An 11,949-nucleotide genomic window follows, 5' to 3' on the forward strand; every position below is an offset into this window, starting at 1 on the left:
AGCGTCAGGGTGCCTATCACCACAACTAAAAATTAATCCATGTTTTTCAATCACTTAAATATGGCATGCCGGATGCAATGAGCCTGGAGAACCGTTGAAACCCAAACAAGGAACCCTGATGAGCCAGACCCTATTGGAACAAAGCCTCGGCCAACTGGCCTGCGACATTCCCGGTGCCACCCGAATCTTCCATACCTTCAAACTGGACTTCTGTTGCGGCGGGCATAAAAGCCTGCGTGAAGCGGCCCTTGGCAAAAACCTCGATCCGGTCCTCATTGCCGACGCTCTGAACATTCTGCAAGACGCCGGCGAAACCCAGCACGACTGGCGCAACGAACCTTTGGAACTGCTGATCGCCCACCTTCTGGCGCGCTACCACGCCCGTCACCGCGAGCAACTGCCGGAACTGATCCGTCTGGCCCGCCGCGTCGAGCAAGTCCATGGCGCGCGCAGCAGCTGCCCCAACGGCCTGGCCGATCTCCTGACCGACATGCAACAAGAACTCGAAGGCCACATGCTCAAGGAAGAACAGGTGCTGTTCCCGATGCTGCAACAAGGCATCGGTGCTCAAGCGGCTCCGCCGATCCAGGTGCTGCGCTTCGAACATGATCAACATGGCGAAGCACTTGAGAAGATGCTCGCCCTGACCAATCACATCATCCCGCCTGCCGATGCCTGTAACACCTGGCGTGCGCTCTATCGCGGGCTGCTGGAATTCAAAGACGACCTGATGCAACACATCCATCTGGAAAACAACGTGCTGTTCATCAACGCCCTGAACCCTCGTCACTGATCGATCGCCAGTCACACCCAACCCGCGGCAGCCCATCGGTTGACGCGGGTTTTGTTTATCCGGGACTGCTTATGATCAACCCTGCCAATAGAACATCGCCTTGGCCAGGATCACGATCAACACCATGTGCCCAAGGATGCTGCGGCGAATCCAGCTTGCGCGAGTCGCGGTCAGGCGCGCATGGGTCAGCCAATAGGCCAACAGCAAGTAATGACCGATGATGCTCAGGGCCAACAGGATCTTCAGGCTCAGCAACGTACCAAAGCTGCTGGCCAGCGGCTGACTCAATGCGCCCCGGTACTGCCACGCCAGGCCGATGCCGGCGCCATACAACAACAGCACCACGCCATGCAGCACTTTGCGCGAACGCACGGCAATCGCCTGATCCGCCGTGGCTTGCGCGGGATCCGCCAACTGCTGGCGCGCGCGATGCCAGATGACCACCTCGAAAAACAGTGTGCCGATGAAGGCAATCGCTGCCAGCAAATGCGTGACCAGTAAAAAGGGATACATCAGCGCCCGCCTCTGTCAGTTCGCGTGATCATCCCGGATGACCGTCGACCCGGGCCCGCAGCAGCATCGGCCCGTAGCGCCAGGCATACAGCGCAAACGCCAGCGCCCAGCACACACCGGCCAACCACAATGCCGGCAAGGGAAAGAACTCGATCAACACGACCCGGCTCAGACACGCCAAGTTGAGCAAGATGAACGCCAGGGTCATGCCCGACGGCGGCTCCAGTGCGCGGCCGGTGTGGCCCAGGCTGACTCGGGCGATCATCGCCAGCACCAGGCCGCCCATGGCACCGATGGTCAGGCAATGCACCGCCAGGCTCGGATTGATCGGCACGCCGAAATGCCACAGCGCCATCCCGAGACAGGCCACCGCCAACCAGCCATAAGCCAGGTGCAGCGACCACAGTAACGGTACCTGCCACAGTGCCCGGTCATGCCAGCGCACCAGTCGCAGCAGATGCCCCGCACCCAGCACCGCGAACAGCAGGCCCACCCAGACATTGGGGTTGAGCGCTGGTCCTGCGGCATATAACAACGCCACCAGCGGCGAACCTACCAACAGCAGTCGATCCAGCCAGGGCCAGGCGGCAACGCCTTCCACCCGACCAAGGCCACGCTGGGTGAAGAACGGAATCACCCGCCCGCCGATCAACCCCATCATCGCCGCCACCAGCCAGATACCGGTCAGCACGCCCTGACGCTGCCAGCCTTCATGCCCCTCGACCAGGCCGTACAGGGACAACCCGTCGGCCACGGCCAACAACAGCAAGACCACCACAATCGGGTAGTTACGTTTCTGCCGCACCTTCCACAAGGTGAAGCCCATGAGCACCGCCACCGCCAACGGGAACGCCAACTCCAGCACCGCGAGCAACGGCCACGGCACATTGGCCAGCCAGGCCACTCGCGCCAATAACCACAGCAGCGACAGAGCGGCCAACGGTTTGCCGCTGAGGCCGGGGCGACCGGTCCAGGTCTGCACGGCCGTCAGCAGAAAGCCCGCGATAATCGCCAAGCCGAACCCGAACAACAATTCATGCCGATGCCAGCCCAGCCAACCGCCTGCCGGCTGCCAGTCGGACATCGAACCACTAAAAGCCGCCAGCCACAGCGGAATGGCCAGCACCGCCAACAGGCAGCCGGCGAGGAAAAACGGCCGGAAGGCCAGCCGTAACAGCGGCGCGATTGCCATCGCTTTACGGCGGTCAAGCACTTGCATAAAGCCACTCCTCTACCTGTTTGCTGACCTGGCGCCAACCCGCACGCGCCGAGGTAAATCCAGGGGCAATCATCGGGTATTACCGATTCATTGCCTTTGTCATAGATCAAGTGTGCAAGGGACGTGCCCCGATGCTCATTCGAACCTGTCTGGACTAGGAGAATGATGGCCCCTGTGGCGAGGGGGCTTGCCCCCGTTGGAGTGCGAAGCGCTCCTGAAACCGGCATCCGCGGCGCGTCAGATAGAACCCCTCAGCCGGTTTTACGACTGCTGCGCAGCCGAACGGGGGCAAGCCCCCTCGCCACAAAGGTGATCGGTCGTCAGGGTAAAAATGACCATTTGAGGGTTATTTAAACCCTACACAGCATAGTCTTTTTTACCCTCACGCCTGAGAACCCCAATAAGCAGGGCCCTCCAAGCCTGGCCCGCGTCTTGCTCAGCATGGGCAACCTTTTAGAAATCCTGGATCCCTCTCGATTACCCGGAGTCGTCATGAAAAAAGTCATCCAGCCACTGGCCTGGTTTGTTGTGCTGACCTCAATCCTGGCCCTGGCCAGCGGCGTTTCTCTAGGTCTCGTCTGACCTGATCCCCTTCTCTATCTTCAGGATGAATTCTCATGGTGCTTCATCGCGTCCATCACCAGATTCTGCGCAGTCATCACTTGTTCGAGCCGTTGAACGAAGAACAGCTGGATGAACTGATGAGTACCAGCCACTTGCTGAGCATCGACAAGGGCGAGCCGTTGTTCCGTCAAGGTGAGCCGGCCGATTCGTTCTATTTCATCATTGCCGGCGCGGTGAAAATCTACCGGCTGACACCCGATGGGCAGGAGAAAGTGTTTGAGGTCATCAGCGATCGGCAAACTTTCGCCGAGGCGATGATGCTGATGGACACCCCGAACTATGTGGCCTCGGCCGAAGCGATCTGCCCCACCCAGCTCTACCGCTTATCCAACAGCACCTACATGCGCCTGCTGCAGAGCAACAGCCGGCTGACCTTTGCACTGCTGGGCAAGCTCTGCGTTCGCTTGCATCAACGGGTCAACGAAATCGAGACCCTGTCACTGAAAAACGCCACCCACCGGGTCGTACGTTATTTGCTGACGCAACTGGTTCGTCAGCAAACCATAGACAGCCAATTCGAGCTGCCGATGGCCAAGCAACTGATTGCCGGGCACCTGTCGATCCAGCCGGAAACCTTTTCGCGGATCATCCGCCGCTTGATCGATGAAAACATCATCACTCAGGACGGCCGTCAGATCGCCATTCTTGATCGTCTGCGCCTGGAACAGTTCGAGTGAGCGCCATGCCCGTCTGCCTGTATTGCCAACATGCCAACCCACCCCAAGAAATCGAGTGCCGCCAATGCGGCATGCCCCTGCCGGCACTGGCCGAACACGCCGGAGAACGTCGGCAGCGCCGATTCATGTGGTTCTGCATCGGCCTGACGATCTTCTGCGTGACGATGTTTTTCTGGCTGCCGCGCAGCATCAGCTGATGCTGCGTTGATCAAACCGGGGTTCAAGGTTGAGTCAGCTGACGATACAACTGCGGCAAGCGCAGAGGTAACTGCTCAGGCTGACGGATCAAGGTGTAGCCATTGGCGCCAAACATGTACGGCAGGTAATCCCCGGCTTCGCGATCGATCGTGATACAGAACGGCGTCAGCCCCTGACGCCGCGCCTCAAGCACCGCTTCGCGGGTGTCTTCAACACCGTAGCGCCCTTCATACAGATCCAGATCATTGGGTTTGCCATCCGTGAGCAGCAGCAACAGTTTGCTGCGCCGCTTGCTCGTGCCCAATAGTTGCGTGGCCTGGCGAATGGCGGCGCCCATGCGCGTGTAATACCCCGGTTTGAGACCTTGAATACGACCTCGGGTGGTGTCGTCATAACGCTGGGTGAACGCCTTGAGTTCCTGCATGCGCACTTGCTGACGACGCAGCGAGGAAAACCCGTACAGGGCGAAGTCATCGCCCAGCACCGACAAGGTTTCGCCGAACAGCAGCAGGCTGTCGCGGATGACATCGATGACGCGATGCTCATCGTTCAGATGGGCGTCGGTGGACATCGACACGTCGGCCAGCAACAGACACGCCAGGTCGCGGCGGGTCTGCCGTTGCTCCATGAACAGACCGCGTTCGGCACACTGGCCATGCTCGCGCTCAACGTGAAAATCCAGCCAGGCCTGCATGTCGAGCTCTGAGCCCTGAGGTTGCTGGCGTAACCACTGGCGGTCATTACGCAGATGCTCGAATTGGCGCCGCAAGCGGTGCGCCGAGGCCTTCAGCCGTAAAGGCAATGGCTGTGCCTCACAGTCGCGGGGCACCATCATTTGCAGATTGACGAAGCTGTCCTGCATCTGTTGTTTACGGTAGTCCCACTCCGGCAACTTGATGCCCTCGCCGAGGGGAATATCGTCGACATCGGCCGGTGGCAAATCCAGGTGCAACTTGAGACCGCCGCCCTTGCGCAGGCGGGTGCGCGACAGCGTCAGTTCATCCAGGTCGTCGGCGACTCGGGCGGCGTCCGGGTTTTCGCTGTCGTCGGACCAGCGATCCAGGTCGACGTGCTCGGTCCAACTGAACAGGTTCTCAAGGCGCACGATTAACAACCCGCCGTCGCGGCTGCCTTCATCGATCCGTGTCGCGCGTTTACGCCCGCTTTTCTGTTCGCCGGGTGGCGTGGTCAAAGACTCTTCGGATTCATCGCCCAGATCCGCAGCCTGCGGGCTGGCGAGGTTTTGCGGCGGGTACAACCACAGCGGCAGCGGCCACGCGGCCCGTTCGCTGCGGGGGAAATGCTCAACACTGCCGGGTTCGCGCAGCGCCTGGCATAACGCCCGTTCCAGTGCCGCTTCGCTAGCGTTCAATGAGGCCGGATCGGGGCGCAATTGCAGATGGGCATCGACCAGACGTTTATAGCGAGTACGCAGCGCGGGATAGCGTCGCAACAACTGTTGCGTCCAGCGTTGATTGTCCCGCCCCCAGTGACGCATCGGCCCGGCCTGTGCCGCCAGCAACGCGAGCCAGCGATAGAGTTCCTCATTCAGTGCGACTTCAGGGAAGACCGCCAGGCTCGATGGCAGCCGCAAATTACTCGCGTCACACCACGCCAACGGCACTTGTTTGCAGGTGCCGGCGATCTGCTGCAACACGTTTCGGCGCAGCAGCAGGTCGCGGTCGCTGGCGGCTTCCACACCGATGCCATTGGCACCGCCCATGGCGCGAAACAACAGCGCCAGCAGGCGTTGCTGGCTGGCCAGTTCAACCCTTGCTTCAGGGAAGTCCGGGCTGGCACGCCGTGTGATGAAACGATGCCAGATACTGCCTACCCACTCTTCCAGTTCGACGGTAAACGCCATGATGCTTGCCCTTCCCGGAAACCAAAAAAACGGCCCGCTGTATCAGCCGGGCCGACCTTTTCTAGCCATTGCACTCGTTCATGAAGGAACAACCGCAGCCGGGGCGCGTAAGGCTGCGCGGCTACGTTGCTTGAAGCTGAACAGGTAACAGAGCAAGCCTGCGAAGAAGCCGAGACCGGCGCCCAGACGCGCCCAGAACAGCACCTGCAGATGTTCGACCGTGGACATGAATGGCAACGCAATCCCGTCGGCCTGCCAGCGTTGCAGGTAAACCTGGACGACACCGGCAGCGGTCAGGAACAGCGTGATCATCACCATCGACAGGGTCATCAACCAGAAGCCCCAGATTTCGAAGGTCTGCGAACGCTCGTCAGCGGCTTCACCCAACCCGCGCAAACGCGGCATGGCGTAGCTGATCAAGGTCATCACGATCATCGCGTAAGCACCGTAGAAGGCCAGGTGACCGTGCGCCGCCGTCAGTTGCGAACCGTGGGTGTAGAAGTTGACCGGTGCCAGGGTGTGCAGAAAACCCCAGACGCCCGCACCGAAGAACGCGGTGACCGTAGTGCCCTTGGCCCACAGTGTGGCGGCGCGGTTCGGGTGTTGCCGGCGACGATTCTTCACCATGCTGAAGGCGAAGATCACCATGGCCAGGAACGGCAGCGGTTCGAGTGCAGAGAAAATCGAGCCGACCCACAACCAGACCTCAGGCGCACCAATCCAGAAGAAGTGGTGACCGGTGCCGATGATCCCGGTAATCAGCGCCATGGCGATGATCACGTACAGCCATTTCTCCACGACTTCCCGGTCGACACCGGTGATCTTGATCAGGACAAAAGCGAGCATCGAACCCATGATCAGTTCCCACACGCCTTCCACCCAAAGATGCACCACCCACCACCAGTAGAACTTGTCGCGGGCCAGGTTGCCGGGGTTGTAGAAGGAGAACAGGAAGAACACCGCAAGGCCGATCAACCCGGTCATCATCACCATGCTGACGGTGGTCTTGCGACCTTTGAGCAGGGTCATGCCGATGTTGTAAAGGAAGCCCAGGCACACCACCACAATGCCCATCTTGGTAATGGTCGGCTGCTCCAGGAACTCCCGGCCCATGGTCGGCAGCAACTCGTTGTGGGTCAGTTTGGCCAGGCCCGCATAAGGCACCAGCAGATAGCCGAGGATCGTCAGCACGCCCGCGGCGGCGAATACCCAGAACAGAATGATCGCTAACTTCGGACTGTGCAGTTCGCGGTCGGCCTCTTCCGGAATCAGGTAATAGGCAGCGCCCATGAAGCCGAACAGCAGCCAGACGATTAGCAGGTTGGTGTGCACCATCCGCGCCACGTTGAAGGGAATGATCGGGAACAGAAAGTCTCCCACCACGTATTGCACACCCATGATCAAACCGAACAACACCTGACCGAGAAACAGCATCAGGGCAAACACGAAGTACGGTTTGGCCACGGCTTGCGAGGCGAATTTCAGATGCGGATTAGCAATGCTCATCTCTTAGCCCTCCTTGTTTGGCGGCCAGCCATTGGTGTTGATGTTCGAACTCCATTTGAGGAACTCGGCGATGTCATCCACCTCCTGCTCGCTCAACTTGAACTGCGGCATCGCTCGCCGGCCCGGTACGCCCAGCGGCTGCATTTTCATCCAGGCATGCAGAAAGGGTTTGAAGCCCGCCTCCCCGCCGCGCCGCTGGAACACGTTACCCAGCTCAGGCGCAAAGTAGGCGCCCTCGCCCAGCAGCGTGTGGCAGCCGATGCAGTTGTTTTGCTCCCAGACCGTCTTGCCGCGGATCACGGATTCGGTTAACTGCGCTTCATTGCTGCGCTCTGGAAAGGTCTGTTCCGTGTGATAGGTCAAGGCCAGGAATATCAGGAAGAAGAAGATGCTTCCCCCGAAGTAGATATTCCTGGCCATGCCTTTGGTGAAGGTCTCTGACATGGTCGCTTCCTCTTTGCTTGGCCCGTCCATGATAGGAAGCGAAGGGTTGAAACCTGCTTGATGGCGATCAAGAAAGGCAGATGGTTTTGGTCGGGTATAGATCGTATGACTGACAGAGATCGAATGTGGGAGCGGGCTTGCTCGCGAAGGCGGCGTGTCAGTCAACATGGATATTGAATGTGCCGGCCCCTTCGCGAGCAAGCCCGCTCCCACATTAGAATCGTGCTGTTCTACAGACTGTATTCCTTAGTCGATTGACATCAGCGTCAGCCCTACAACGGCTGCCAACACCAACGCCCAGCTCACCATCAACCGCCGCCACAATCGCGGGGCATGGCGCATTTCCATAAAGCCATCGGCAATCAGCCAGGCCTTGCCAACCGCCACCAGCAAAATGGCCACCGACAGCAGCCACGTCGCGCCCATCTGTGCCAGCACCACCGTGCACACGCTTAACGTGGCCAGCGCTGCCCAGCAGACCAGCAAAAACCTGGAAGCCGACATCAGAACCCCCGTCAATTCAATACGTAGACCAGCGGAAACAACACCACCCAGATCAGATCGACCATGTGCCAATACAGCACACCCGATTCAAGCCCACTGCGGTTGGCCGCGTTGTACAGGCCACGACGGCAACGCTCGGCCAGCCATCCGAGGATGACCATGCCGAGCAGTACATGGAGAAAATGAAAACCGGTAAGGATCCAGTAGAGGGTGAAAAACGTGTTGTGCTCCATGCCCAGCCCCGTGGCCAGCAAGTGCCGGTATTCGGTGATCTTCAACACCACGTAAACACTGGCCGCGAGCAAGGCTGCCAGCAGGTAGATAGCGCCGTGGCGAGACCGGGAGCGCTTGACTTGCTCCTGGGCCAACGCGGCGAACAGCCCGGCGGTGAGCAGGCTCAGGGTCATCGCCAGGCCGGTAGATGTGTTGAGCAACTGACGGCTTTCACCGAACAGCTGCGGTTTGAGTGCCTGGGTCACGGCGAACGTCAGAATCAGGATGGCGAACACAGACAGCTCGGCCAGAATGAAAAACCACATCGCCAGATCACCCGGCAAGTGACCCGGCGCAACGCGTCTGGCCTCAGCCGAAGTGGACATCAACCACGTCCATCAGCGCCGCAACAGTCAGCGGATCATCGCTCAGCGGCTCGGCCAGGCAGGCCATGCACGCCTCACGCGGGCTCATGCCGGAGCGGATCATTCGCGCAGTAAAAATCAACAACCGCGTCGAGGCGACTTCCTCCAGGTCATGTTGATCCAGCCTTCGCAGGGCCTGCCCCAGCCTGACCACTTGCGCCGCCAGCGCGCTGTCCACCTGCGCTTCCCGGGCGACAATGCGCTCTTCATCGGCCACCGGCGGATAGCCGAAACGCATCGCCACGAAGCGTTGTCGGGTGCTGGGTTTCATGCCTTTGAGCAGGTTCTGGTAGCCGGGGTTGTACGACACCACCAGCATGAATGACGGTGGCGCCTGCAGCACTTCGCCGGTGCGCTCCAGGAACAGCTCCCGACGATCATCGGCCAGCGGATGCAACACCACCACGGTGTCTTGGCGCGCTTCGACCACTTCGTCCAGATAACAAATGCCGCCTTCACGCACCGCGCGGGTCAGTGGCCCGTCCTGCCACCAGGTGCCTTGGGCACCAATCAAATGGCGGCCAATCAAGTCGGCAGCGCTCAGATCGTCATGGCAAGCCACGGTGTACAGCGGCAGTTTCAACCGATGGACCATGTGCTGGACGAAACGGGTCTTGCCGCACCCCGTCGGGCCTTTGATCAGCACCGGCATGCCGTGTCGCCAGGCTTGCTCGAACAGCGCCTCCTCATTATTGAGCGGTTGATAGAAGGGTTCGCAAGACTGGATTCGGTCCATGGGCTGTCTGTTCCAAAAGCGGATTCAAGCCACACGCTACGGGCCCCTGCGACAACCTGGCAAGTGACATGGTCGGCAAACTTGATCGCGGTCAAGCGAGCATTGGCCTGCTCGGGCATAGCCTTGCACGGCACTAAGAACCTGCGTTCTGCGCTGCCGTTTCAGCACATCGCAAAGGTCTTGCCTGAGGAGAAATGGAATGCTGATCAGCAATAGAAAAACGTTTGCTCTGACTGTCGCCACATTGTGTTCGGCGCTGGCCCTTGCGGTGACTCATGCGGCCCGGGCCGAAGAGCCCGCTGCCGCTGCGGCCAGCCCGCTGATGGTCAAATCCGCCGGAGCGCCCGACATGAGTCAGGCCGAGTTCGACTCTTCCAAGGAAATTTACTTCCAGCGCTGCGCCGGCTGCCACGGTGTTCTGCGCAAAGGCGCCACCGGTAAACCACTGACACCGGACATCACCCTGTCCCGCGGGCAACCGTTTCTGGAGGCGTTGATTACCTACGGTTCACCGGCGGGCATGCCGAACTGGGGGACGTCGAATGCGCTGACCAAGGATCAGATCACGTCAATGGCCAAGTTCATTCGGCACGCACCGCCAACGCCGCCTGAATGGGGCATGGCCGAGACGCTGAAAACCTGGAAAGTGCTGGTCAAGCCTGAGGATCGTCCGAAGAAGCAACTGAGCAAACTCAACCTGCCCAACCTGTTTTCGGTGACGTTGCGCGATGACGGCAAGATTGCCCTGATCGACGGTGACAGCAAGAAAATCGTCAAGCTGATCGAGACCGGTTATGCGGTGCACATCTCGCGCATTTCTGCCTCGGGTCGCTACCTGTTGGTGATTGGTCGAGACGCGCGGATCGACATGATCGACCTGTGGCCGGTGGAGCCGACCAAGGTCGCCGAAGTCAAAGTGGGCATCGAGGCGCGCTCGGTGGAGACCTCCAAGTTCAAGGGCTACGAAGACAAATACACCGTCGCCGGCTCCTATTGGCCGCCGCAATTCACCATCATGGATGGCGAAACCCTGGAGCCCAAACAGATCGTCTCGACCCGCGGCATGACCGTCGACAAGCAGGAATATCACCCCGAACCCCGGGTCGCGGCGATCATCGCCTCCCACGAATGGCCGGAGTTCATCGTCAACGTCAAGGAAACCGGCAAGGTTATGCTGGTCAATTACCAGGACATCAAAAACCTCACCATCACCTACATCGATGCCGCGCCCTTCCTGCATGACGGCGGCTGGGACAGCACCCATCGCTACTTCATGACCGCCGCCAATAATTCCAACAAAGTCGCCGTGATCGATTCCAAAGATCGCAAGTTGGCAGCTTTGGTGGAGGTCGGCAAAACCCCTCACCCGGGGCGCGGCGCCAACTTCAACCACCCGACCTATGGGCCAGTCTGGGCCACCAGCCACCTGGGCGATGACGGCATCTCCCTGATCGGTACCGACCCGATCAAACACCCGCAATTTGCCTGGAAACAGGTCGCCTCGCTCAAGGGCCAGGGCGGTGGATCGCTGTTTATCAAAACCCACCCTGACTCCCGTCACTTGTATGTCGACACCACCCTCAACCCGGACACCAAGCTGAGCCAGTCGGTGGCGGTGTTCAACATCGACAAACTCGACGCCGGCTACACCGTGCTGCCCATTGCCGAGTACGCCGGCATCAAGCAAGGCGCCATGCGGGTGGTACAGCCGGAATACAACAAGGCCGGCGATGAAGTCTGGTTCTCCGTATGGAGCGGTCAGTCAGAGGAATCGGCGCTGGTAGTGATCGACGACAAAACGCTGAAGCTCAAATCAGTCATAAAGGACAAACGACTGATCACACCCACCGGAAAATTCAACGTCTACAACACCCAACACGACATCTATTGAGCTCCATCAATGCAAGGAATCCCCATGAAAAATATTCTGTTTTCACTGTTCGCCCTGACCGCTGCGCTGAGCGTGCAACCGGCCATGGCCCAAGACGGCCAGGAGCTGTTCAAGAGCAAACCCTGCGCCGCCTGCCATTCCATCGACACCAAGCTGGTCGGCCCGGCGCTCAAGGATGTCGCGGCCAAGAACGCCGGCGTGGCCGGGGCCGTGGACACCCTGGCCAGCCACATCAAGAACGGTACGCAAGGCAATTGGGGCCCGATGCCAATGCCGGCCAATCCGGTGACGGATGAAGAAGCGAAGACACTTGCAACCTGGGTCCTGAGTCTCAAATAGCCA

At 59.7% G+C, this 11,949-nt stretch carries 13 protein-coding genes; 5 read left to right on the top strand and 8 right to left on the bottom strand.

Annotated features, from left to right (window positions below; genetic code table 11):
• Positions 1-118 precede the first annotated feature (118 nt).
• On the top strand, positions 119-793 hold the full coding sequence (gene ytfE, locus AB7M29_RS22640) for an iron-sulfur cluster repair protein YtfE (RefSeq protein ID WP_008075057.1): 675 nt from the start codon (positions 119-121) through the stop codon (positions 791-793).
• Between the two features lie 75 nt (positions 794-868).
• Here the strand turns inward: ytfE and AB7M29_RS22645 are convergent, their stop codons facing one another.
• Both AB7M29_RS22645 and AB7M29_RS22650 read right to left on the bottom strand, forming a co-directional pair.
• Positions 869-1,306 (bottom strand): hypothetical protein, encoded by a 438-nt coding sequence (locus tag AB7M29_RS22645; RefSeq protein ID WP_454248027.1) that lies wholly within the window; start codon positions 1,304-1,306, stop codon positions 869-871.
• 28 nt (positions 1,307-1,334) lie between these two features.
• Positions 1,335-2,525 carry an NnrS family protein gene (locus AB7M29_RS22650; RefSeq protein WP_454248028.1) on the bottom strand — a complete coding sequence of 397 codons (1,191 nt, stop codon included), beginning with the start codon at positions 2,523-2,525 and terminating at the stop codon, positions 1,335-1,337.
• Positions 2,526-3,142: 617 nt separating this feature from the next.
• On the opposite strand from AB7M29_RS22650, the gene AB7M29_RS22655 reads away from it, so the two are divergent.
• Complete coding sequence (locus AB7M29_RS22655) at positions 3,143-3,826, top strand: Crp/Fnr family transcriptional regulator (protein WP_217856464.1); 684 nt, start codon at positions 3,143-3,145, stop codon at positions 3,824-3,826.
• Between the two features lie 5 nt (positions 3,827-3,831).
• The gene (locus AB7M29_RS22660) at positions 3,832-4,023 is read left to right on the top strand and encodes a protein DnrP (RefSeq protein WP_217856517.1); all 192 of its coding nucleotides are present in this window, start codon (positions 3,832-3,834) and stop codon (positions 4,021-4,023) included.
• A 23-nt stretch (positions 4,024-4,046) separates the two neighbouring features.
• Here the strand turns inward: AB7M29_RS22660 and AB7M29_RS22665 are convergent, their stop codons facing one another.
• The 6 genes from AB7M29_RS22665 to AB7M29_RS22690 all read right to left on the bottom strand — a co-directional run bounded on the left by AB7M29_RS22665 (position 4,047) and on the right by AB7M29_RS22690 (position 9,707).
• On the bottom strand, positions 4,047-5,888 hold the full coding sequence (locus tag AB7M29_RS22665) for a VWA domain-containing protein (protein ID WP_454248029.1): 1,842 nt from the start codon (positions 5,886-5,888) through the stop codon (positions 4,047-4,049).
• A 78-nt stretch (positions 5,889-5,966) separates the two neighbouring features.
• Complete coding sequence (locus AB7M29_RS22670) at positions 5,967-7,394, bottom strand: cbb3-type cytochrome c oxidase subunit I (protein WP_454248030.1); 1,428 nt, start codon at positions 7,392-7,394, stop codon at positions 5,967-5,969.
• Between the two features lie 3 nt (positions 7,395-7,397).
• A complete protein-coding gene (locus AB7M29_RS22675; RefSeq protein WP_038982840.1) occupies positions 7,398-7,838 on the bottom strand; it encodes a c-type cytochrome in 441 nt (146 codons plus the stop codon).
• Between the two features lie 246 nt (positions 7,839-8,084).
• Entirely contained in the window at positions 8,085-8,342 is a 258-nt protein-coding gene (locus tag AB7M29_RS22680) for a cytochrome C oxidase subunit IV family protein (RefSeq protein WP_454248031.1), read from the bottom strand.
• 11 nt (positions 8,343-8,353) lie between these two features.
• Positions 8,354-8,941, bottom strand: coding sequence for a cytochrome c oxidase subunit 3 (locus AB7M29_RS22685; RefSeq protein ID WP_454248032.1), 588 nt, complete (start codon positions 8,939-8,941; stop codon positions 8,354-8,356).
• The gene (locus AB7M29_RS22690; protein WP_454248752.1) at positions 8,925-9,707 is read right to left on the bottom strand and encodes an AAA family ATPase; all 783 of its coding nucleotides are present in this window, start codon (positions 9,705-9,707) and stop codon (positions 8,925-8,927) included. The genes AB7M29_RS22685 and AB7M29_RS22690 overlap by 17 nt, the downstream gene beginning before the upstream one ends.
• Before the next feature lie 208 nt (positions 9,708-9,915).
• Here AB7M29_RS22690 and AB7M29_RS22695 point away from each other — a divergent pair, with 208 nt between their 5' ends.
• Together AB7M29_RS22695 and AB7M29_RS22700 are read left to right on the top strand one after the other, a co-directional pair.
• Entirely contained in the window at positions 9,916-11,607 is a 1,692-nt protein-coding gene (locus tag AB7M29_RS22695; protein WP_454248033.1) for a cytochrome D1 domain-containing protein, read from the top strand.
• 24 nt (positions 11,608-11,631) lie between these two features.
• Positions 11,632-11,946, top strand: a complete 315-nt coding sequence (locus tag AB7M29_RS22700) for a c-type cytochrome (protein WP_052964437.1) — start codon at positions 11,632-11,634, stop codon at positions 11,944-11,946.
• Positions 11,947-11,949: the final 3 nt, after the last annotated feature.

The organism is Pseudomonas sp. F-14 TE3623 (assembly GCF_053629015.1).